Annotated in this window: 19 protein-coding genes; 9 read left to right on the top strand and 10 right to left on the bottom strand. The window is 73.0% G+C overall.

Annotated features, from left to right (window positions below):
- Positions 1-4 precede the first annotated feature (4 nt).
- On the top strand, positions 5-2,371 hold the full coding sequence (locus ACZ5VD_RS09355; protein ID WP_468681744.1) for a glycosyl hydrolase family 95 catalytic domain-containing protein: 2,367 nt from the start codon (positions 5-7) through the stop codon (positions 2,369-2,371).
- 107 nt (positions 2,372-2,478) lie between these two features.
- Positions 2,479-3,660: an SGNH/GDSL hydrolase family protein gene (locus ACZ5VD_RS09350; RefSeq protein ID WP_468682191.1), complete on the top strand. Its 1,182-nt coding sequence runs from the start codon at positions 2,479-2,481 to the stop codon at positions 3,658-3,660.
- Here the strand turns inward: ACZ5VD_RS09350 and ACZ5VD_RS09345 are convergent.
- The 5 genes from ACZ5VD_RS09345 to ACZ5VD_RS09325 form a co-directional block, all read right to left on the bottom strand.
- Positions 3,630-6,617 (bottom strand): ATP-binding protein, encoded by a 2,988-nt coding sequence (locus ACZ5VD_RS09345; RefSeq protein WP_468681742.1) that lies wholly within the window; start codon positions 6,615-6,617, stop codon positions 3,630-3,632. The genes ACZ5VD_RS09350 and ACZ5VD_RS09345 overlap by 31 nt on opposite strands.
- Before the next feature lie 47 nt (positions 6,618-6,664).
- Positions 6,665-7,024 carry a UBP-type zinc finger domain-containing protein gene (locus ACZ5VD_RS09340; RefSeq protein WP_468681740.1) on the bottom strand — a complete coding sequence of 120 codons (360 nt, stop codon included), beginning with the start codon at positions 7,022-7,024 and terminating at the stop codon, positions 6,665-6,667.
- A gap of 57 nt (positions 7,025-7,081) precedes the next feature.
- On the bottom strand, positions 7,082-8,536 hold the full coding sequence (locus tag ACZ5VD_RS09335) for an ATP-binding protein (protein WP_468553611.1): 1,455 nt from the start codon (positions 8,534-8,536) through the stop codon (positions 7,082-7,084).
- Positions 8,533-10,209, bottom strand: a complete 1,677-nt coding sequence (locus ACZ5VD_RS09330; RefSeq protein ID WP_468553612.1) for an NAD(P)/FAD-dependent oxidoreductase — start codon at positions 10,207-10,209, stop codon at positions 8,533-8,535. Before ACZ5VD_RS09330 ends, ACZ5VD_RS09335 begins: the two co-directional genes overlap by 4 nt.
- Before the next feature lie 164 nt (positions 10,210-10,373).
- Positions 10,374-10,727, bottom strand: a complete 354-nt coding sequence (locus ACZ5VD_RS09325) for a VOC family protein (protein WP_468553613.1) — start codon at positions 10,725-10,727, stop codon at positions 10,374-10,376.
- A 63-nt stretch (positions 10,728-10,790) separates the two neighbouring features.
- Here ACZ5VD_RS09325 and ACZ5VD_RS09320 point away from each other — a divergent pair, with 63 nt between their 5' ends.
- Positions 10,791-11,663: a universal stress protein gene (locus tag ACZ5VD_RS09320; protein ID WP_468553614.1), complete on the top strand. Its 873-nt coding sequence runs from the start codon at positions 10,791-10,793 to the stop codon at positions 11,661-11,663.
- Positions 11,664-11,673: 10 nt separating this feature from the next.
- Here the strand turns inward: ACZ5VD_RS09320 and ACZ5VD_RS09315 are convergent, their stop codons facing one another.
- The 4 genes from ACZ5VD_RS09315 to ACZ5VD_RS09300 form a co-directional block, all read right to left on the bottom strand.
- On the bottom strand, positions 11,674-12,912 hold the full coding sequence (locus ACZ5VD_RS09315) for a DUF4032 domain-containing protein (protein ID WP_468553615.1): 1,239 nt from the start codon (positions 12,910-12,912) through the stop codon (positions 11,674-11,676).
- Positions 12,913-12,971: 59 nt separating this feature from the next.
- Entirely contained in the window at positions 12,972-13,718 is a 747-nt protein-coding gene (locus tag ACZ5VD_RS09310; RefSeq protein WP_468681739.1) for an MBL fold metallo-hydrolase, read from the bottom strand.
- A gap of 49 nt (positions 13,719-13,767) precedes the next feature.
- Positions 13,768-14,082 carry a hypothetical protein gene (locus ACZ5VD_RS09305; protein ID WP_468681737.1) on the bottom strand — a complete coding sequence of 105 codons (315 nt, stop codon included), beginning with the start codon at positions 14,080-14,082 and terminating at the stop codon, positions 13,768-13,770.
- 214 nt (positions 14,083-14,296) lie between these two features.
- Positions 14,297-14,923 (bottom strand): alpha-ketoglutarate-dependent dioxygenase AlkB, encoded by a 627-nt coding sequence (locus tag ACZ5VD_RS09300; protein WP_468553618.1) that lies wholly within the window; start codon positions 14,921-14,923, stop codon positions 14,297-14,299.
- A 126-nt stretch (positions 14,924-15,049) separates the two neighbouring features.
- On the opposite strand from ACZ5VD_RS09300, the gene ACZ5VD_RS09295 reads away from it, so the two are divergent.
- Positions 15,050-15,676, top strand: a complete 627-nt coding sequence (locus ACZ5VD_RS09295; protein WP_468553619.1) for a TetR/AcrR family transcriptional regulator — start codon at positions 15,050-15,052, stop codon at positions 15,674-15,676.
- 17 nt (positions 15,677-15,693) lie between these two features.
- The gene (locus ACZ5VD_RS09290) at positions 15,694-17,367 is read left to right on the top strand and encodes an FAD-binding dehydrogenase (protein WP_468553655.1); all 1,674 of its coding nucleotides are present in this window, start codon (positions 15,694-15,696) and stop codon (positions 17,365-17,367) included.
- Between the two features lie 38 nt (positions 17,368-17,405).
- Here ACZ5VD_RS09290 and ACZ5VD_RS09285 read toward each other — a convergent pair whose 3' ends face one another.
- The gene (locus tag ACZ5VD_RS09285; protein ID WP_468681735.1) at positions 17,406-17,756 is read right to left on the bottom strand and encodes a DUF488 domain-containing protein; all 351 of its coding nucleotides are present in this window, start codon (positions 17,754-17,756) and stop codon (positions 17,406-17,408) included.
- A gap of 159 nt (positions 17,757-17,915) precedes the next feature.
- On the opposite strand from ACZ5VD_RS09285, the gene ACZ5VD_RS09280 reads away from it, so the two are divergent.
- The 4 genes from ACZ5VD_RS09280 (at position 17,916) to ACZ5VD_RS09265 (ending at position 22,716) form a co-directional block, all read left to right on the top strand.
- Complete coding sequence (locus ACZ5VD_RS09280) at positions 17,916-19,325, top strand: M1 family metallopeptidase (RefSeq protein WP_468681733.1); 1,410 nt, start codon at positions 17,916-17,918, stop codon at positions 19,323-19,325.
- 74 nt (positions 19,326-19,399) lie between these two features.
- Positions 19,400-20,158, top strand: a complete 759-nt coding sequence (locus ACZ5VD_RS09275) for a hypothetical protein (RefSeq protein WP_468681732.1) — start codon at positions 19,400-19,402, stop codon at positions 20,156-20,158.
- A gap of 39 nt (positions 20,159-20,197) precedes the next feature.
- Positions 20,198-20,899, top strand: coding sequence for a response regulator (locus ACZ5VD_RS09270; protein ID WP_468553623.1), 702 nt, complete (start codon positions 20,198-20,200; stop codon positions 20,897-20,899).
- Complete coding sequence (locus ACZ5VD_RS09265; RefSeq protein ID WP_468681730.1) at positions 20,896-22,716, top strand: sensor histidine kinase; 1,821 nt, start codon at positions 20,896-20,898, stop codon at positions 22,714-22,716. Before ACZ5VD_RS09270 ends, ACZ5VD_RS09265 begins: the two co-directional genes overlap by 4 nt.
- Position 22,717 lies beyond the last annotated feature (1 nt).

The following is a 22,717-nucleotide window of genomic DNA, read 5'->3' as shown; positions in this document are numbered from 1 at the left end:
CTCCATGGACATCGACCGCCCGCCGGGCCGGCCCCCCAGACGCGACCTCCTCGCCCTCGCCGCGACGACCGGCACCCTCGCCGCCCTGCCGACGTACCACGCCACCGCCGCCCCGCGGCGACCCGCCGACTCACCCGAGCCCGAAGGCGACGCGCGCCACGAACTGTGGTGGCAGGCCCCCGCCGACGACGGCTCGATGATCGAACAGGGCCTGCCCGTCGGCAACGGCCGCCTCGGCGCCCTCGCGAGCAACGACCCCGGCCGCGAGGTCCTGCTGATCACCGACGCCACGATGTGGACCGGCGGCCTCAACGACTCCCTCGACGCCGACGGCCAGTTCCCCTACGACCGCGACGACTTCGGCTCCTTCACCCTGCTGGCCCGCCTCACCGTCGAACTCCCCGACCACGACCTGTCCACCGTCTCCGGCTACCGCCGCGCCCTCGCCCTGGACCAGGGCGTGCTGACGACGTCGTACGTGCGCTCCGGGGTGACCTACCGCCGGCAGATCTTCGCGAGCCGCCCCGACGACGTGATCGTGCTGCACTTCACGCAGAGCGGCGGCGGCCGTCACACCGGCACCGTCACCCTGGCGGGCACCCACGGCGAGGACCCGGCGACGTCCTTCGGCGCGACCCTGGCGGGCGGTCTGCGCTACGGCGCCGCGGTCACGGCATACGGCGGCGGCGGCCGGGTGGCCGTCGACGGGGCACGCGTCTCCTTCGCCGGCTGCCGGGAACTCACCGTGGTGGTGAGTGGCGGCACCAACTACAAGCCCGACGCGGCCACCCACTACCGCGACCCCTCCCTCGACCCGGAGCGACTGGCCCGCGCCAAGGTCCGCGCCGCCGCCGCGCACCCCGCGGGCGTCCTGCTGCGCACCCATGTCGCCGACCACCGCGCCCTGTACGGGCAGCTGGACGTCAGCCTCGGAACCTCCTCGGCCCGGCAGCGCTCCCTGGACACCTGGGAGCGACTGCGCGCGCGGGCCCGGGACGACGTGCCCGATCCCGAACTGGAGGCCGCCTACCTCCAGTTCGGCCGCTACCTGATGATCTCCGGGTCGCGGGGCAGTCTGCCGCTCAACCTCCAGGGACTGTGGCTCGACGGGAACGACCCCGACTGGATGGGCGACTACCACACCGACATCAACCTCCAGATGAACTACTGGATGGCCGACCGGGCGGGCCTGTCCAGCTGCTTCGACGCGCTCACCGACTACTGCCTGGCCCAACTGCCGTCCTGGACGGACCTCACCCGAAGACACTTCGACGACCCGCGCAACCGCTACCGCAACTCCAGCGGGAAGAACGCCGGGTGGACCGTCGCCATCTCCACCAACCCCCATGGCGGCAACGGCTGGTGGTGGCATCCGGCGGGCAACGCCTGGTTGTGCGCCACGCTGTGGGAGCACTACGAGTTCACCCGCGCGACCACTCACCTGAAGCGGATCTACCCCCTGCTGAAGGGCGCCTGCGAGTTCTGGGAGGCGCGACTGCTCACCACGACCCTGCCGGGCACCTCGCGGGAGGTCCTGATCGCCGACAGCGACTGGTCGCCGGAACACGGACCGCTCGACGCGAAGGGCATCACCTACGCCCAGGAACTGGTGTGGGCGCTGTTCGGCACCTACTGCACGGCCGCTGCCGAGTTGAAGAGGGACGCCGGCTACGCCGACACCGTCGCCGCGCTGCGACGCAGGCTGTACCTGCCGCAGGTGAGCCCGACGACGGGCCGGCTGCAGGAGTGGATGTCCCCCGACGACCTCGGCGAGACCACCCACCGCCACCTGTCCCCACTCGTCGGTCTGTTCCCCGGCGACCGCATCCGTCCCGACGGCTCCACCCCCGCCGCCCTCGTCGCCGGTGCCGCCGCCCTGCTCACCGCCCGCGGCATGGACAGCTTCGGCTGGGCCAACGCCTGGCGCGGGCTGTGCTGGGCCCGTCTGAAGAACGCGGAGAAGGCGTACCGGCTGGTCGTCAACAACCTGCGCCCGTCCACCGGCGGCGGCAACGGCACCGCCCCCAACCTCTTCGACATCTACGAGGTGTCGCGGGGCCGGGGCATCTTCCAGATCGACGCCAACCTCGGCACCCCGGCGGCGATGATCGAGATGCTGCTGTACTCCCGCCCGGGCCACATCGAACTCCTTCCGGCCCTGCCCGACGCCTGGGCCGAGTCCGGCTCCCTGACCGGGGCCGGTGCCCGCGGCGGCTTCGTCGTCGACCTGCGCTGGCAGGACGGAGAACCGACCTGGGTACGGATCCGCAGCGTCGGCGGCCGGACCACGACGGTCGCGTACGGTGGCAGGGACCTGACCGTGCGCCTGAAGCCCGGAGAGTCCGTCACGTTGAAGGAGATCGCCCGGTGAAGGCCCGGTTCGGGAGTGCGGGACGTCCGGCCACAGGCGGGTTCAGGTGCGGGGGCCGCCCGGCTGCCGCCCGGTTCGGGCGGGCCGGCCGCCCCGTCGCCGTCCTGCTGCTGGCCACCGCCTGCCAGACCACGTCCACGCCCGCCGGGGCGTTCGACATCCCCGCCGGCGTGGTCACCTGGGGAGCTAGCGCCGACCGGTTCGGGGACGCCGCCGCCGACCGGGGCTACCGGCTCGTCGTACGAACCAGCGTCGGCGGGAGTGATCCGCGGATCCGGCTCTCCAATGCCTTCGGTGACCGGCCGGTCACCTTCGACAGCGTGTACGCCGGCCTCCGGAAGGAAGGCGCCGCGCTGGTCCGCGGCAGCAATCGGCGGCTGACCTTCGGTGGGGCCCGCTCCGTCACCGTCCCCGCCGGGGAGACCGCACTGAGCGACCCGCTTCCCGGCAGGCTGCCCGCCGCGAGCGATCTGGTGGTCAGCATCCACACCCCCGACGCGGCGGGCCCGGCGACCGGCCACTGGATGGCGATGCAGACGTCCTACGCCACCTGGGGCGACCACACCGCGGAGGAGGGCGCCGCGCACTGGGCCGAGACCATCGGCTCCTGGATCTACCTGGACGCGGTCTCCGTCCGGGCGAGCCCGGACACCGGAGCCGTCGTCACCCTCGGCGACTCGATCACGGACGGCTGGCAGTCCACCGGTGACCGGAACCGCCGCTGGCCCGACTACCTCGCGCGCCGCCTCCGACAGGCCGACACCGCCGTCAAGGGCGTCGCCAACGAGGGCATCTCCGGGAACAAGGTCCTCGCCGACGGCGCCGGGCAGAGCGCCCTGAACCGGCTGGACCGGGACGTCCTGACCCAGCCCGGCGTACGCACCGTGTTCCTCTTCGAGGGCGTCAACGACATCAAGGCCCACACCGGGGTCACCGCGGACGATCTGATCGAGGGCTACCGCGAGATCATCGACCGCGCCCACGCGGCCGGCAAGTGCGTCACCGGGGCCACCGTCGCCCCCTTCAAGGGCTGGTCCGAGTGGGATCAGGACGCCGAGACCGTACGCCGGGAAGTCAACGACTTCATCCGCACCAGCGGCGAGTTCGACGCCGTCACCGACTTCGACCGCCTCCTGCGCAGCCCCTACGACCCCGAGCGCATGCTGCCGGTCTTCGACGGCGGCGACCACATCCACCCCAACGACAAGGGAATGCAGGCCATGGCCGACGCCGTCGACCTGGCGAGTCTCGACTGCGCCTACCCGCCGGACAGCGCGCCGCCGCCGTAGCTCCCCGAGCCGTGGGGTGCCTTGATCAGGCCCTGGCGGTAGGCGACGGCCACCGCCTCCGTACGGCTCGCCGCGCCCAGCTTGGCGAGGATGTTGGAGACATGGACGCTCGCCGTCTTGCCGCTGATGAACAGCTCCTCGCCGATCTGCCGGTTGCTGCGGCCGAGGGCGAGGAGCCGCAGCACGTCCTGTTCGCGGGCGGTGAGGATCGCGGCACGGTCCGCGCCGGCCGGGGTGTCCGACAGCCGGCCGCGGCGGATCAGCGAGTCGAGCTGCGCGAGGAGCGGTGCCGCAGCGAAGCGGACGGCCGTCTCCCGGGCGGCACGCGCCGGTCCGGCCGCCTCCGCGCGCCGCTCCGCCGCCAACAGGGCCTCGGCCAGACGCAGTTGGCAGCGCGCACGCTCGTACACGTCACCGAAGTCGAACGCCTCGACCGCCTTCGCCCAGGCCTCCGGGTCCGGCCCGGTCACGGCCCGCGCCCACTCCGCCTCCGCGCGGGCCAGCCAGGCCTGCCCCTCCGGGCCCTGGGGCGTGCCGTCGTCACCGCGCACGGCCGTGATCCGGGCCAGGTCGCGCAGTTCGGTCGCCGTGTCCGCCCAGCCGCCGGCCCCGGCCTCGTCGCCGCTGCGACGCAGCGCGGCGGCCCGGTCGGCCACCGCGGAGAGCGCCAGGGCGGCCAGCCGGACCGCCACGTCCGGAAGGGTGCCCGCGTCGTCGGTGAGGGCCGAGACGGTCGCCCGCATCCGCTCCACGGCCGCCTCCGGCTCACCGCGCTGCGCCGCCGCGTCGGTCAGCACGATGCCCGCGACGAGCGTGGCCATCCAGTCGAACGGCCCCTCCAGCAGGGCGCCGGCCCGATCGGCGGCCTTGAGGTCGCCGCGCGCCAACGCCACGTACAGGGCGGGCGCGACCGTGTACCCACCGACCGCCGGCAGCACCTCGGCGTCGGCGCTCGCCGCCGCGACGCACTCGTCCCAGCGGCCCAGCGTGTACAGCACCAGCAGTTGCAGATAGCGCAGTTCCAGGGGATACGGCGAGGACAGCAGCCCGGCGCGCCGGGCCCGGTCCAGGCCCTCGGTCAGCCACGGCAGACACGCGTCGAGATCGCCGGACTCGAAGCAGCCGACGGCGAGGTTGAACAGGGCCCGCAGTTCCACGGACGCGTTGCCCGCGGCCCGCGCGAGGTCCCGGGCCTCCCGGAGCCGCTCCCGCCCTTGCGGCGTACGCCGGTTGCCGCCTTCGAGGCTGGCCAGGGAGACCAGCAGATCGGCCCGGGCGTCCGTCAGGTCCAACCGCTCGGCGACGGCCAGGGCTTGGCGGGCGACGCGCAACGCGGTCTGGGTCTCGCCCACTTGGCGTGCTGTCATCACATGGGTGGCCGCGGCCCACACCCAGGTCGGTGACGGCGGTTCGGCCGGGATCAGGGCGAGCGCCTCGCTGCTGTAGGCGAAGGCGGCCGTCAGGCTGTCGACGCCCAGCAGGTTCCCGGCGAGCGTGTACCGCACCCGGGCGGCCAGTTCGGAGTCCGCGTCCTGGTCGATGCCCGCGAGCGCGGCCCGGGTGAGGGAGACGGCCCGGTGCGACTCACCGGCGTGCGCGGCCGCCGCCGACGCCCGCAGGGTGAGCGTCACCCGGTCGACGCCCTCGCCGGTGGGCCGGGCGGTGCCGTCCACGGCCGGCCACAGGTCGAGGGCCGCTTCGAGGTGGCGCAGTTCCTCGGCGGGCGCGCCGACCCGCTGGGCGTGGTCCGCGGCCTCCAGGGAGGCGGCGAGCGCCTCGGGCAGGTCGTGGCTCTCCCGGTAGTGATGGGCCCGCTCCGCCGCGCTCTCGGCCCGGTGGCCCCGGCCGGCGAGCAGTCGGGCGAACGCGCCGTGCAGCCTGGACCGTTCGCCCGGGAGCAGGTCCGCGTAGACCGCCTCGCGCGCCAGGGCGTGCCGGAAGGCGTACGTGTCGCCGGCTCCGGGCGTCAGCAGTTGCCGGCCCACGGCCTCGCGCAGCGCCGCCTCCAGTGTGTCCTCGGGCAGCCCCACGGCCTCCCGCAGCAGGTCGTGCTCGACCCGGCGACCGGCGACCGCGGCCGTGCGCAGCACCTGCTGGGCGGTGTCGGAGAGTTGCTCGAAGCGGATGAGGAGGACGTCCGCGAGGCCGCTGGGCACCCCGCCGACATCGGTCTCCGTGGCGGCGACCAGTTCCTCCGCGTAGAAGGCGTTGCCCTCGGCCCGCTCGACGATCCGCCGGACCGTGGCGTCCGGCAGCGGGCGGTCCTCGACGGCCCGCACCAGCCGGGCCACCTCGGCGTCGCCCAGGGGTCGCAGTTCCAGCCGCTCCACGGAGGGCAGCCGGACCAGTTCGGCCAGCAGGGGGCGCAGGGGGTGGCGGCGGTGCAGGTCGTCCGCGCGGTAGGAGGCGAGCACCGCGAGCCGGTGGGTGGGCGCACCGCCCGCGGCCCGCTGCAGGATGCCCCGGCTGAGCAGGAATCTGATCAGGTCGCGGGAGGACTGGTCCGCCCAGTGCAGATCCTCCAGGACGAGCAGCAGGGGAGCGATGTCCGCCAGGTCGGCCAGCAGTCCGGCGATGCCCTCGAACAGGTGCAGCCGTCCGCCCGGGTCCCGCGCGGCGTCGCTGCCGCCGCCCAGCAGCCGGTCGAGCACGGGATGGGCCGCGAGGGGCCGCGCGAACCGCTCGTCGGCGGCGAGGGCCCCGAGGACCTCGGTGAACGGCAGATACGGCAGGCCGACGTCACCGAGGTCCACGCAGTGCCCGGTGAGCACCGTCATCCCCGCGGCGGCGGCCTGCCCGGCCACCTCGTCCAGCATCCGCGTCTTGCCGACCCCGGCGTCCCCCGCGATCAGCGCCGCCCCGGACTCACCGCCCCGGGCCCGCTCCAGCAGCCCGGAGAGGCGGGAGAGCTCTTCCTCCCGGCCGATGAGCGGTGTGGTGAACGAGATCTGCGGCACCCGTCCATCCTGGCACGTGGCACCGACAACGCCCCTGGGGAAGCGGATCAGCGCAGTGTCTGCGCCCAGTTCTCCGGCACCCGCCCGGCCGGCCCCGGCGTCGGCTGTTCCTTCGGATGGCTCGTCGGCGGGGCGAGTTCGGGTCCGGCCTCGTACATCTCGTCGCTCGCGTAGTTCCAGTACCACTCCTCGCCGGGTTCGAAGCTCTGCACCAGCGGGTGGCCGCTGTCCCGGAAGTGGGAGGTGGCGTGTTTGGCGGGGGAGGAGTCGCAGCAGCCGACGTGTCCGCACCGCGCGCAGCGCCGCAGGTGGAACCACCAGCCGCCGGCCGCGTCGCAGTCGACGCAACCGCTGCCGCTCGGTGGGACGGCGGGGTCGACTCCGTCGATGGCGTGGTCACTGGTCATGCCGGCTCCTCGGGTGCTTGTGTCGGACACGGACTGGGGTGCTGGCCGGGGCTCGGCCTAGGTCTGGGCCTCGGCCTCGGGCTCCGCCGCCGTGAGCGGGAGGAGGACCTGGAAGCGGGTGTCGCCCGGCTCGGACTCGACCTGGAGCGTGCCGTGGTGTTTGTTGACGACGATCCGCCAGGAGATGTCGAGGCCGAGACCGGTGCCCTCGCCCACCGGCTTGGTGGTGAAGAACGGGTCGAAGATACGGCCGCGGATCTCCTGCGGCACCCCCGGCCCGGTGTCGCGGAACTCCACCAGCAGCCGGTCGTGGTCGAGCGCCGTGCGGACGGTCAACGTACCTTGCCCGCCCGAGCCGTTGATGGCGTGCACCGCGTTGTCGATCAGGTTGGTCCACACCTGGTTGAGCTCCGCCGGGTAGGCCGGAATCCGCGGGAGCGCACGGTCGTACTCCTTGACGACCCTGATCTGCGGGCCGATCTTGCCCGACAGCATCAGCAGGGTGCTGTCGAGGAGTTCGTGCACGTCGGCGACCTGGTAGGGGGCGCGGTCGAGCTGGGAGTACTGCTTGGCGGCGTCGACCAGGTGCGAGATGCGGGCGGTGGAGTCGTTGATCTCGTCCATCAACAGCTCGGTCTCGACGGTGTAGTTGAGCCAGCCGATCGCGTTCGGCAAGATCTCCTCGTCCACGGCGGCCACGACCTGGTCCAGCCAGTCCGTGTCCAGACCGGCCTGGACGAAGGTGGGCGCGATCCGCCAGCCGTCCGCGATGCCGTGGTCGTCGAGCCAGTCGGTGAGGGTGTCCTCCCGGTCGGAGGCCTCCAGCGGGCTCAACGCGGGGGCCTTGGCGACGCGTTCGGCGGTGCGTTCCTGGAGGTCGATGAGGTTCGCCATGACCTCGGGGGAGTAGGAGCCCTGGGCGATGATGGCGAGTTTGTGCCGCATCTTGCCCACGCGTTCCCGCAGCGACGCCGTGGCCCGGACGGCCGCCGCCGCCGGGTTGTTCAGCTCGTGCGTCAGCCCGGCGGACAACGAGCCGAGCGCCAGCAGCCGTTCGCGCTGCCCGATCACCTGCTGGGTGTTCTTCGAACCGAAGAACACTCCCTCCAGCAGATGGACCGCCATCGGGAACCACTCCTGCATGAAGCTCGCGAAGGTGTCCGCGGGCAGCACGAAGAACCGCGTCCGCTCGGTCACCCGCATCGAGTTGTTGTACACCTGGCGCACCCGGTCGCCCAGGAACGCCTGCATCGAGCCCGAGTACACCCCGGGCTGGGAGGTCCGGCTGACCTCCACGTCGTCGTCGCCGACCCGGCGGGAGAGCACGACGGTGCCCTCGATCATCACGTAGAAGCAGGTGGCGGCCTCGCCCTCGGCGTAGACCGGACCGGGCTCGAACCGCTCCACCCGCCCCTCGCTGCACAGCCGCCCGAGCTGCTCGGCGGACAGCTTCTCGAACAGGAACAGCGCCCCGATCTCCTGCGGGCTGCACGGCATGGGCAGGCCGCTCACGACTGCTCCAGATACCGGTGGACGAGCATCACTGCCATGGCTCCCTCTCCGACGGCGGACGCGACCCGCTTCGCCGACTCGGCACGGGCGTCGCCCGCGACGAACACGCCGGGAATGTTGGTCTCCAGGTGGTACGGCGGCCGGTCCAGCTCCCAGTCCGCGGGCGGTCGCCCGTCCGCGGTGAGGTCGGGCCCGGCCAGGATGAATCCGTGCTCGTCGCGCAGCACCGTGCCGTCCAGCCAGCCGGTGAGCGGGGCCGCGCCGATGAACACGAACATCCACTGCGCGTCGACGAGTTCGGTCGCCCCGCTCGCGATGTCGCGCAGGGTGAGCTGCTCCAGGTGCTCGGTGCCGTGCGCGGACTCCACGACGGTGCCGCAGCGCACCGAGATGTTGGCCGACTCCTCGATCTGCTGGATCAGGTAGTGCGACATCGACGCCGTCAGCGACGCCCCGCGCACCAGCAGCGTCACCGACTTGGCGCCCCGGGCCAGGTACATCGCGGCCTGCCCCGCGGAGTTGGCGCCGCCCACGATGTACACGTCGTGGCCCTGACAGGACGCCGCCTCGGTGAGCGCGGAGCCGTAGAAGACCCCGCAGCCCGTGAGGTCGGCGGTGCCGGGCGCCTCCAGCTGCCGGTACGACACCCCGGTCGCCAGGATCACGCTGTGCGCGGCGACCGTGGAACCGTCCGCGAACCGCACGACCCGCGCGGGACCGTTGATCTCCAGTCCCGTCACCTCGCGCGCGGAGAGGATCTCGGCGCCGAACTTCGTCGCCTGGCGGCGCGCCCGGTCGGTGAGCTGGCCCCCCGACACACCGTCCGGGAAGCCGAGGTAGTTCTCGATGCGGGAGCTCTGCCCGGCCTGGCCGCCGGTCGCCGACCGTTCCACCAGAACCGTCCGCAGCCCCTCCGACGCCCCGTACACGGCCGCGCCGAGTCCGGCCGGGCCACCGCCGATGACGACGAGGTCGTAGAAGTCCGCCGCGGGCGTGGTGGCCAGGCCCACCCGTGCGGCCAGCTCCGGGGCCTCCGGTTCGACCAGGGGCGTGCCGTCCGGGGTGATCACCAGGGGCAGCCGCAGCCCGTCCTGCCCGGCCGCCGCCAGCAGGCGCCGTCCCTCGGGCTCGTCCGCCGAGTACCAGCGGTAGGGCACCTGGTTGCGGGCCAGGAACTCACGGACGTCCGAGGAGCGAGCCGACCAGCGGTGTCCGACCACCTTGGTGGCGGGCACCGGCCGGTGGTCGCTGCACCGCCACGCCTCCAGGAGGTCGTCCAGGACGGGGTACAGCTTCTCCTCGGGCGGGTCCCAGGGCTTGAGGAGGTAGTGGTCGAGGTCGACGACGTTGATCGCGTCGATCGCCGCGCCGGTGTCCGCGTACGCGGTCAGCAGCACCCGCCGGGCCCCCGGGTAGACGTCCAGGGCCTGTTCGAGGAACTCGATGCCGTTCATCTGCGGCATCCGGTAGTCCGCCAGGATCACGGCCACCAGATCGCCGCGCAGCTTCAGCTCGCGCAGCGCCTCCAGCGCCGACTCGCCGGACTCCGCGCGCACGATCCGGTACGACTCGCCGTAGCGTCGCCGCAGGTCCCGGGCGACGGCCCGGGAGACTCCCGGATCGTCGTCCACGGTCAAGATGACGGTCCGCGCTGCGTCCGCGGCCTGTGCCATACGTCTCCCACCCCGAGGTCGGACTCTCGGCACGGCGCTCCCGCGGTCTTGCGGCCGGTCGGGAGGCCACCGGGCCGGTTCCCGCCCATCGTATGTTCGATCGTCCCGCTTCGCTCAGGTATGCGGGAGCCGGAAGCGGACGGCCGGACGGACGCCCGCCGAGGTCAGCCGCGGCGTGGCCCCAGTACGCAGAACTCGTTGCCCTCGGGATCGGCGAGCGTCACCCAGGGCTGCTCGCCCTGCCCGACGTCCGCGTGCCGTGCGCCCAGCCGGAGCAGACGGGCGACCTCGGCGTCCCGGTCGACGGGCCGGAAGTCGAGATGGAGGCGGTTCTTGATCGTCTTGGCCTCCGGCACCGGCACGAAGAGCAGCCCCGGAAGACGGTCCTTCTCCGGCCGGATCTCGAACTCGTCGGGGAGGTCTCCCACGACCACCCACCCAAGGGCCTCGGCCCACCAGCGGCCGAGCCCCACCGGGTCGGCCGAGTCCACGACGACCTGCTCCCATTCCAAAGCCATGTCGTCACCCTAGTGAAGACTGGGTACCGGTCACGGGACCACGACAACAGGGAGGCCGGCAGGATGACGCGCCCGATCACGGCAGGGGTCGACGGAACCGAGGAGAGCCTGGCCGCGCTGGCCTGGGCGGCCCGGGAGGCGGTGCGCCGGAAGCTCGCGCTGCGGGTGGTGCACGCCTGGCGCCACGAGCCGCACGAGGTGATCGAGGCGGTGGACGCCGAGGTACAGGCCGGCTGGGCGCGGGAGGCGGTCGGCGAGGCCGCCCGTACCGTCACCGAGAACCATCCCGAGCTGGAGGTGTCCACCGACGTGGTGGACGGCGACGGCGTGGAGTCGCTGGTCGCCGCGGCGGCGGAGGCCGAGCTGCTGGTCCTCGGCTCGCGCGGGCACGGCCGGCTGATGGGCTTCCTCCTCGGCTCGGTCGGCCAGCAGGTGATCGTCGAGGCGACCCGCCCGGTCGTCCTGGTCCGGGCCGGCGACGAGCCCGCCGGCGAGGCCGCGGGCCGCGAGATCGTCGTGGGCCAGCAGGGCGACGCGCAGGACAGCGCCGAGGTGCTGCGGTTCGCGTTCGAGACGGCGGCGACGCGCGGTGCGACCGTGCGCGCGGTACGGGCCTGGACGCTCCCGCCGGTCTTCGCCTACAGCCCGGGTTCGATGAAGCTGCTCGACGAGGCCGGTGGTCTCGAACCGTACGAGAAGAAGGCCCTGTCCGACGCGCTGGAGCCGTGGCGGGACCGCTTCCCCGAGGTGCCGGTCGTCGAGCACGTGGAGATGGGCAGCGGCGGACAGGTGCTGCTGTCGGAGGCCGGAGGGGCCCAGCTGGTGGTCGTCGGGCGCCGGGCCCGCCGTACGGCGGTCGGTGCCCGCATCGGCTCGGTGGCCCATGGGGTCCTGCACCACGCGGGCTGCCCGGTGGCCGTGGTGCCGCACACCTGAGTCGCGCCGGTCAGTCGGCGGAGGGGGTGGGCCGGAGCGTCTCGCGTGCCGTGGGGAGGATGTTCTTGAGGTAGTCGTCCACCGCCGTGTCCAGCCCGATGTCGTGCTGGGCGCGCTCGGACAGGTACCAGCGGTGTTCCAGCAGCTCGTGGTAGATCTCGGCCGGGTCCATCGAGCCGCGCGTTTCGAGGGGCACGGACCGCACGGTGGGGCGGAAGACGTCCCGTACCCAGCGGTGGGCGAGGACCTCGGGGCGGGCGGCGAGGGGGTCGCCCGGGGCGTAGTCGTCCTGGGTGGCCATCCAGGACTCCAGGTCGTTGAGGAGCCGGCGCGCCTGGTTCTCCTCGGTGTCCAGGCCGGTCAGCCGCAGCAGCTGGCGCTGGTGGTGGCCCGCGTCGACGACCTTCGGCACGAAGGTGACCGTGTCCCCGTTGGAGGAGTGCTGGATCTGCATCTCGGCCACGTCGAACCCGAGTTCGTTCAGTCGCCGGATCCGGCGTTCGATGTAGTGGTACTTGCCCGCCGGGTAGACGGAGACGCGGGTCAGCTCCTCCCACAGGCGCCCGTAGCGGGCGCAGATCTCCATGCCGAACTCGATCGGGTCCACGGAGGGGTGCAGCGCCCCGGACGCCTCCAGGTCGAGCAGTTCGCCGCTGATGTTCACCCGGGCCAGGTCCAGGTCGTAGTCGCGCTGCCCGCTGCTGAGCTGCGGGTGCAGGTCGCCGGTCTCCGCGTCGACCAGATAGGCGGCGTACGCGCCCGCGTCGCGCCGGAAGAGGGTGTTGGACAGCGAGCAGTCGCCCCAGGCGAACCCGGACAGGTGCAGCCGCACCAGGAGCACCGCCAGCGCGTCCATCAGCCGGTACATGGTCGCGGGCCGCATCGTCGTCTCGAACATCGAGCGGTACGGCATCGAGCCGCCCAGGTGCCGGGTGACGAGAACCGACTCCAGGGGGCTGTCGTCCTCGGTGGTGCGTCCGGTGACCACGGCCAGCGGGTCGACCGCGGGGATGCCGAGCCGGTCGAGGTCGCGCAGCAGCTCGTACTCGCGCAGCGCCGGGCGTTCGGCGAGTTCCTTGACGGCGATCACCTCGTCGCCGGCGCGGGCGTAGCGCACGACGTGGCGGGAGATGCCGCGCGGCAGTGGCACGAGGTACGACTCGGGCCACTCCTCCAGGGGGAGGTGCCACGGCAGTTCGAGCAGGAGCGCGGGGTGCTCCGGGTTGGTCGCGCTGATCTGCAGTGCCATGGGCCGGGTGTCCTTAGGTGCGTGCCGCGTACCGCGTCGCCGGTGATCGTCACCTCACCTTAGAGCGCGCGCTCCCTGGCCTGAAGAGCCGCCTCACGGACCGGACCGCGGTGCACGGGTCCGTGGCCGGGCAGCAGGGTGTCGCCGGCCAGTCCTTCGAGGATGTCCAGAGAGGCCACGGCACGGGCCCGCTCGTGGTGGAACATGTCGGGCAGCAGCTGTGGTCCCTCGGCCCGAGAGGTGGGGTGGGCGCTCACCAGGGCGTCGCCCGAGATCACCACCCCGGCGTCCGGGAGGTGGTAGGCGGCGTGCCCGTCGGTGTGGCCGGGCGTGTGCACGGGGACGGGCCGGCCGGGCAGGTCCAGGGCGCCCGTGGCGGGGAAGGGCTGGGGCGAGGCGACCGGAACGTGCGCGGTGCCGCCGGAGCGGATGGCGTGCAGGGCCCAGGGCAGGACCCCGGGCCGCCAGCCGTTCCTCAGGACCGTCCCGACGTCCACCTGGTGCAGGAACTCCCGCCTGGCGTGCGGCACTTCGGCCTCGTGCAGATACACGGGCATGCCGTACGTGGCGCGCAGGTACTCGGTGGAGCCCAGGTGGTCGTTGTGGGCGTGCGTGATCAGCACGGCCGCGACCGCCTCCGGTGAACCGCCCACCTCCGCGAGGGAGGAGAGCAGTTGCTCCCGGTCGCCGGGGTAGCCGGTGTCGACCAGGGTGACGGCGTCCCCTTCCTTGAGGATCACCCAGTTGGTGTTGCTGCCGTGCACCAGATAGGTGCCGACGGCTACTTGCCGCACAACTGCCCGCATGATCGTCCCGGTGATGAGGTCCCTGACCGACGCACCCCAGCAAAGCAGATCAGGGGGGAGGCGGACCGGGCGGGTCCGGACGCATGCCGAACAGGAAGCGGGTGACCCGGGTGCGGCGTACGCCGTACTCGTACAGGACGAGGATCACCGCCAGGGAAGCGGCCGCGATCGCCGGGTACTCGACCGCGATCGGCGCCGGCCACCCCACCACCGCGTAGGCGAACGCGACGACCACGGGCCGGTGCGGGACGTACAACGCCAGGGCGGCGACGGCGAGATACGGCAGCACGAGTGAGGCGGGCCCGTCCGGCCGCCGTTCGCGCTCGCCGGCCCGGGGCCGGTCCGGCAGCCCCGGGATCGCCACCACCCGGCACCAGCCCGCCGCCCCGAACAGCGCCCGGGTGGACAGGGCGAGCGCGCTCCTGGCGATGAACGGATCGTCCTCGGAGAGGAACCCCGGCGAGGTCGCCAGGAACAGGGCGATCCCGAGGCCGCCTCCGGCACCGTCCGCCGGAGGCGGCCCCCGCGCACGTCCGGAGCGGCCGCCTCTCCGCCTCGGCGCACGCCGTCCGTGGGCCTCAGTGCACGTCGTGCGGCCGGAACTGGATGCTGATGCGCGGCCCCGAGGCGCGGGCGGTCTTCGGTACCGCGTGCTCCCAGGTCCGCTGGCAGGAACCGCCCATCACGATCAGATCGCCGTGGCCCAGTGGCCGTCGGACCGGGTCGCCGCCACGCAGCGGACGCAGCAGCAGGTCCCGGGGTGTGCCCACGGAGAGGATCGCGACCATGGTGTCCTCGTGGGCGCCCCGCCCGATCCGGTCGCCGTGCCAGGCCACGCTGTCCCGGCCGTCGCGGTAGTGGCACAGCCCCGCCGTGGTGAACGGCTCGCCCAACTCCTCGGCGTAGTGCGCGGACAGCGCGTCGCGGGCCTCGGTGAGCAGCGGGTGCGGCAGCGTGTCGCCGGCGCCGTAGAACGCCAGCAGGCGCGGTACGGCGACGACCTGGTCGTACATCTTCCGGCGCTCCGCGCGCCACGGGACCTCCGCGGCCAGCTGTTCGAACAGGGTGTCCGAGCCGCTCAGCCAGCCGGGCAGCACGTCGATCCAGGCGCCGGGGCCGAGTGCGGTCCTGCGGATCCCGTCGAGGGTGCCGAGCCGCGGCCGGTCGGTCTGGTCGAAGAGGGAGCCCTGGAGGTGCGTGGTCATGCGTCCAGCGTACGCCTTAATCGAAAGTATGTTCCCTTCAGTGCCTCCCGTGTTCTCCCGCGACTCGGGCCCTTTCGATACATCGATGTATCGGATACATTCGCGTATCGAACGGAGGGCCGGATCATGGCGGTGGAGGAGACGACCAGGCGCGTCACCAGGCGCCGTGTCCGCACGCGGGCCAATCTCCTGGACGCCGCCTTCTCGGTCTTCGCGGCCAAGGGCTTCGGCCGCGTCTCGATCGAGGAGGTCTGCGAGGCCGCCGGTTACAGCCGGGGCGCCTTCTACTCCAACTTCGACAGCCTGGACGAGCTGTTCTTCGCGCTGTACCGGCAGCGCGCCGACCTGATCGCCGAGCAGGTGGCCGGGGCACTGGCCGTCGACGGACCGGGTCTGGACGTACCCGCCGCCGTCGACCGGGTCGCCGAGGTGCTGCTCCTCGACCGGGACTGGCTGCTGGTGAAGACGGACTTCCTGGTGCACGCGGCCCGTGCGGCGGAGGTCGCGCAGACCCTGCTGGAGCACCGCGCGCGGCTGCGCCAGGCCATCGCGGACCGGCTCACCCTGGCCCAGGGGCACACCCGGCTGCCCGCCGTGCTCGGCGACGTCGACGGTGCCGCCCACGCGGTGGTCGCCGCCTACGACGGGGTCACCACCCAACTCCTGCTGGACGGAGACGTCGAGCGGGCCCGTGTCTGGCTCAAACAACTGCTCACCGCGCTGCTCACCGACGGCAGTGACACCACCGTATGAAGGAAGGGACGGTCGCCATGGACGCCGACGTCATCGTCGTCGGAGCCGGACTCGCGGGTCTGGTCGCGGCACACGAACTCACCAGCCGGGGCCGCCGGGTCGCGCTGGTCGACCAGGAGAACGCCGCCAACCTCGGGGGGCAGGCCTTCTGGTCCTTCGGCGGGCTGTTCATCGTCGACTCCCCGGAACAGCGGCGCCTGGGCATCAAGGACTCCTTCGACCTGGCCTGGAACGACTGGCAGGGCAGCGCGCGGTTCGACCGGATCGACGACGAGGACTCCTGGGCGGTGCGCTGGGCGCGCGCCTACGTCGAGTTCGCGGCGGGCGAGAAGCGGTCCTGGCTGGAGGGACACGGCATCAAGTTCCTGCCCACCGTCGGCTGGGCCGAGCGCGGCGACCTGACGGCCCACGGGCACGGCAACTCCGTACCCCGCTTCCACATCGCGTGGGGCACCGGCACCGGGGTCGTGGAGCCGTTCGTCGAGTACGCCAAGCAGGCCTCGCGGGACGGGCTGCTCACCTTCCACCACCGCCACCAGGTCGACGAACTGGTCGTCGAGGAGGGCACCGCGCGCGGGGTGCGGGGCACCGTGCTGGCCGAGGACGACTCCCCTCGCGGTGTCGCCTCCAACCGCGACCGGCTGGGCGACTTCGAGCTCACCGCCCGGGCCGTCGTCGTCACCACCGGCGGCATCGGAGCCAACCACGACATCGTCCGCCGCTACTGGCCCGAGCGGCTCGGCACCCCGCCCGCCGAGATGGTCACCGGCGTACCCGCCTACGTGGACGGCCGGATGCTCGACATCAGCGCCGACGCCGGGGTGCGTCTGGTCAACCGCGACCGCATGTGGCACTACACCGAAGGCCTGCAGAACTGGGACCCGATCTGGCCCGGCCACGGCATCCGCATCCTGCCCGGCCCGTCCTCGATGTGGTTCGACGCCCTCGGCCGCCGCCTGCCCAACCCGTGCCTGCCCGGCTACGACACCCTCGGCACCCTTGAGTACCTGCGCACCACCGAGGACATCGCCGAGCACGACCACTCCTGGTTCGTCCTCACCCAGAAGATCATCGAGAAGGAGTTCGCGCTGTCGGGCTCCGAGCAGAATCCCGACATCACCGCCAAGGACCGCGCCGGCTTCCTGAAGACCCGGGTGCTCGGCAAGGGGGCGCCCGGCCCGGTCGACGCGTTCCTGCGCAAGGGCGCGGACTTCGTGACCGCCGCCAACCTGGAGCAGCTCGTCGAGAAAATGAACGGGCTCACCGACAAGGCGCTGCTCGACGCGGCCGGCATCCGGCGCCAGATCGAGGCCCGCGACCTCCAGATCACCAACGCCTACAGCAAGGACGCCCAGGTACAGGGCATCCGCAACGCCCGCCGCTACATCGGCGACCGGCTCGGCCGGGTCGCCACCCCGCACCGCATCCTCGACCCGGCCGCCGGGCCCCTCATCGGCGTCAAGCTGCACACCCTCACCCGCAAGACCCTGGGCGGCATCCAGACCGACCTGGACTCCCGCGCCCTCGGCACCGACGGCAAGCCCCTGGACGGCCTGTACGCGGCCGGCGAGGTGGCCGGCTTCGGCGGCGGCGGCGTCCACGGCTACAACGCGCTGGAGGGCACCTTCCTCGGGGGCTGCCTCTTCTCCGGGCGGGCCGCGGGCCGCGCGGCGGCCCAGCAGACCGCCTGAGGGGACCGGCTCGTCTCCCTTCCGGTCGGCCCGCTTCCTCATCCCTGGAGGAGGCGGGCCAACACCGAGGCGTGACTCACCTCGGGGGACTTCGAGGCGGTCAGCAGGGTGACGGTGCCCCGGCCCGCCGACTCCCGCACCCGGTCGAGGAGTTCGGCAGCCTCGGGCGCGGCCAGCTCGGCCTCGTAGCGTTGCTCGAACTCCTCGTACGTCCCCTCGCCCGCGTGGTACCAGCGGCGCAACCCGGTCGACGGGGTCAGCGCCTTGGGCCACTCGTCGATCCGCGCCGCCTCCTTCGACAGACCGCGCGGCCACAGCCGGTCGACCAGGACCCGGACGCCGTCGGCGGGCTCGGGCGGTTCGTGGACGCGGCGCACGCGCACGCTCACGGGCGGGCCTTTCTCCAGGGGACGGGGGTGCCGGGAGCGTATCGCCGTGTCCCGGCGCCGCCCGGGCGGCACGGCACGGCTTGACCTGATCAAGGGCGATACGCGGGGAGGACGGCCCCTAATCTGAGGCCGTCGGCACCCCCACCCGTAGGAGCGCATGTGACGCAGCCCGCCAGACGCACCGCCGTTCTCCGCCGCGAAGCCGTGCTCGCCACCGTCCCCGTCGCCCTCGCGGCCCTCCTCCTGTCCGCCGGACCCGCGTCCGCGGGCAGCGGCGCGTCCGGCGCCGGCGACCCGTACTTCCCGCTCGCCGGCAACGGCGGATACGACGTCGGCCACTACGACCTGACGCTCCGCTACGACACCGGCACCGGCCGGCTCGCAGGCCGGGCCGTCCTCACCGCCCGCGCCACCCAGCGGCTCACCCGCTTCGACCTGGACCTCAACGGGCTCAAGGTCACCGGCCTCACGGTCGACCACGTCAGGGCGGACCACCGGCGGGCCGGCCAGGAACTCGTGGTCACCCCTCGGCACGCCCTGCGCAAGGGCCAGGAGTTCCGGGTCTCCGTCACCTACGAGGGCAGGCCCGCGCCGGTCACCGACCCGGACGGCTCGCTCGACGGCTGGATCCCCACCGACGACGGCGCCTTCGTCGCCGGGGAGCCCCAGGGCGCCATGACCTGGTTCCCGGCGAACAACCACCCCACGGACAAGGCGTCGTACGACTTCACGATCACCGTCCCCAAGGGGCGGACCGCCGTCGCCAACGGCGTCCTCCTCGGCGAGCGCACCGCGAACGGGAAGACCACCTTCCGCTGGCGTCAGCGGGAACCGATGGCCGCCTACCTCGCCACCGCCACGGTCGGGACGTTCAAGGTGAAGCAGTACACCACCCGCGACGGCATCCGGGTCTACGACGCCGTCGACCCCCGCGAGGCCGAGGCCGCCGCCCCCGTCCTGAAGAAGCTGCCCTCCGTACTGGAGTGGGAGAGCAAGCTCTTCGGCCCCTACCCGTTCCGCGCCGCGGGCTCGATCGTGGACCACGCGCCGAACGTCGGCTACGCGCTGGAGACCCAGACGCGTCCCGTCTACGACGCCGCCCCCTCTCTGAGCACCCTCGTCCACGAGAGCGCCCACCAGTGGTTCGGCGACTCGGTCGGCCTCACCTCCTGGAAAGAGATCTGGCTCAACGAGGGATTCGCGACCTACGCCGAGTGGCTGTACAGCGAGCAGCACGGCGGCACGAGCGCCCAGCAGACCTTCGACGCGCTCTACGCCCGCACGGCGAACGACGGTCTGTGGGAGTTCCCGCCCGGCGACCCGGGCAGCGGCGCGAACATCTTCGGCACGCCCGTCTACGCCCGCGGCGCGATGACCCTGCATGTCCTGCGCAAGGCGGTGGGCGACCGGACGTTCTTCCGGATCCTGCGGGCCTGGGCGGCACAGCACCGCGAAGGCCACGGCACGACACCGCAGTTCGTACGCCTGGCGGAACGGGAGTCCGGCAAGGACCTGGGCGGCCTGTTCCACACCTGGCTCTACACGAGCGGCAAACCGGCCACACCCTAGGAACGGGCGGGTCGGCGACCGAAGAGGTGCCGGAACCTGACGAGTTCCTCACAACTCTCGGTCACTCTCGATCCGTGAACGGACCCAGACCTGCCGCCGCGTTGCTCGCCGTGTCCCTGCTGCTCACCGGATGCGGCGGTGGCGCGGCGGCGGTCTCGGACCACCGCCCCGAGACCGCCCCGACGACGCGGACGCCCTCTCCGTCGGCCCCTGCCTCTCCGTCGACCTCCGTCGAGGCGGCCCCGCGGCAGCTCCCCGGCCTCGGACCCAGGACCCTGTCCCAGGTGCCGTCCCGCACCCGGCAGGCCGTCGTGGTCACCGGCCGCGGGAAGGACTCCCCCCTGTCCACGGTCGTGCTGTACGAGCGCACGGCGACCGGCTGGGAGGCCGCCGGGGACAGCTGGCCCGCACACAACGCGTTCAAGGGCTGGACCGACCACCACCGCGCGGGCGACCTGCGCTCGCCCATCGGCGTCTACGGCCTCACCGACGCCGGCGGTCTCCTCCGCGACCCCGGCACCGGGCTGCCGTACGACCGTGGCCCCGCCTTCACCGCGAGAGGCACCGGGTTCGAGGGGGAGTCGCTGGCCGGGTCCTTCGACTACGTGATCGCCGTCAACTACAACCGCAAGCCCGGCACCACACCCCTGGACTGGACCCGGCCGCTCGGCGCCGGCCGCGGCGGAGGCATCTGGCTGCACGTCGACCACGACGGGCCCACCCAGGGCTGCGTCAGCATCGCCCGCACGCACATGAAGGAGCTGCTGCGAGCGCTCGACCCGGACCTCCACCCCGTCGTCGTCATGGGCGACGCCAAGTCCCTGGCCCGCTGACCCCGCCCCCATCCCCTCCAACCGCTTAGGATCCGCCGGGTGTGCGCACATGTGCTGGTCGCCGAGGACGACGAGATGCAGGCCGAACTCATACGCCGCTCCCTGCTGGCGGAGGGTCACACCGCCACGGTGGTCCACGACGGGCGGGCCGCCCTCGACGCGGCCCGCGCGCTGCGGCCGGACCTCCTGGTGCTGGACCTGATGCTGCCGGTGATCGACGGCTTCGGCGTGTGCCGGGTGCTGCGCCGGGACGACGACATCCCGGTCCTGATGCTCACCGCCCGCGCCACCGAGGACGACCTGCTGCTGGGCCTGGAGCTGGGGGCGGACGACTACATGACCAAGCCGTACAGCCCTCGCGAGCTGATGGCCCGCATCCGCACGGTCCTGCGGCGCGGCGGACGCGCACCGGCCGAGCGACGGGACGGCGAGCCCGTCGTACGCGCCGCAGGGATCACCGTCGATCCCGTACGGCACGAGGTGCGCTGCGACGGAGAGCCCGTGGAGTGCACGCCGGCCGAGTTCGAGATCCTCCTCGCCATGGCCACCGAGCCCGAACGGGTCTTCTCCCGGCGGCAGTTGCTGGAGGTCACCCGCGGCACCGACCGCGCCTCCACCGAACGGGCCGTCGACGTCCACATCATGAACCTGCGCCGCAAGACGGAGGCGGACCCGCGCCGCCCGGCCCGGCTGCTGACCGTCTTCGGAGTCGGCTACAAGCTCAGCGGCGGTCAGGGATGAGCGGCCGGATACCGCTGCGCAAGCGCCTGCTGGTCCGGCTGCTGATCGCCTCCGGGCTGATCGCCGTGTGCTCGGTGGCCGCCACCGCCTGGCTGGCCGTCGAGACCACCACCCGCGCACTGCGCGAGGAACAGGGCCAGGTCCTCGCCGACGACATGGACGTCCTGGCCCGGCTCAGCGGCTACGCCGCGACCCACCCCGACTGGCGGGGAGTCGACAGGACGGTACGGGAGCTGTCCGCGAAGACCGGGCGGCGCATCGCCCTCACCACCACCGACCGCACCCCGATCGCCGACTCCGCGCCGCGCGGCACCGCCCTTCCGCGGAGCGCGGCCGCCACCGTGGACCCCCTGCGCACCGACACCTACAGCGAGCGCGGCGCCCAGCTCGGCGGCATGGACCCACGGGTGGTGGGCCCCTACCGGCTCACGGCCGCGGAGCGCGCCAAGCTCGATGTCCGGGCCCGGGCCCGGCAGCGCTGCTTCGCCCGCTACGGCATCGACGCCGACGTCACCCACGCACCGAGCGGCCGTCCGGTCCTCACCCGGTCGGAGGGCTCCGCCGAGCCCGGCTATCTGCCCTACCAGTGCGCCGACGACCGGCTCGACACACCGATGCCGACCGAGGTGAAGGCGCTTGCCGCGCTGGAGACGGGCGCCCACGACTGTCTGCCCCGGGAGGGCCTGCAGCTGGACGTGCCGCTGTCCCTCGGGTCCCACTACAACGACCTGCCCGACGTGGCCTTCGACGCGCGGCCCACCTTCGCCAAGGGCGGGGACTCCAAGGAATGGCGAGCGGCCCGGGACTGCCTCGACGACGCCCGCCGCACCCAGCTCGATCCGTATGTCGCCCCCGCCGCCGAACTCTTCCTCGGCGGCGACGGGGACGCCCCCGCCGTGCGCTTCGACATGTCCCCGGCCAACAAGACCAAGGTGGTCGGCGCCGCCGGGCTGGTGCTCGCCGTCACCGTCGCCGTGACCGCCGTGGTCGCCACCCGGCTCGTGAGGCCGCTGCGCGCACTCACCGAGGCGGCCCAGCAACCCCCGGAACGGCATGTCCGCGTCCCCGTCACCACCCGGGACGAGACGGGCATCCTCGCCGCGGCCTTCAACGAGCTGACCGAACGCCGGGAACGACTGGAGGTCCAACGCCGGGCGATGGTCAGCGACATCGCCCACGAACTGCGCAGCCCGCTCACCAACATCCGCGGCTGGCTGGAGGTCACCCGCGACGGACTCGTCGACCCCGACCCGGCGCTGCTCGCCTCACTGCACGACGAGGCACTCGTGCTCCAACGCGTCATCGACGACCTGCGCGACCTCGCCGACGCCGACGCCGGCACCCTGCGCCTGCACCGGGAACCGGTGCGTTGCGACGAACTCCTCGACCAGGTCGCGGCGGCCCACCGGGTGGCGGCCGACGCCGCCGGTGTCGTCCTGCGCACCGCGGTCGACGGCATGCCGTGGCTGGACGCCGACCCGGTGCGGATGCGGCAGGCGCTCGGCAACCTGGTGTCCAACGCGCTGCGCCACACGCCCGAGGGCGGCACCGTCACCCTGTCGGCGCGCGCCGACGGCGACGCCGTGCTGCTGGAGGTCGCGGACACCGGCACCGGCATCGCGCCGGACGATCTGCCGCACGTCTTCGACCGGTTCTGGCGCGCGGAGAAGTCCCGCAGCCGCCGTACCGGCGGCAGCGGTCTGGGGCTGCCGATCGTCCGTCACCTCGTCGTCGCGCACGGCGGAACGGCCGAGGCAGCGAGCGGCCCCGGCGCCGGCAGCGTCTTCACGCTGCGGTTGCCGGGGACCTCGCCGTGAC

This window comes from Streptomyces sp. NPDC032822 (genome assembly GCF_055578825.1).
Note: the sequence above shows the minus strand (reverse complement) of the source record. Positions and strands in the feature narration are given on the sequence as shown.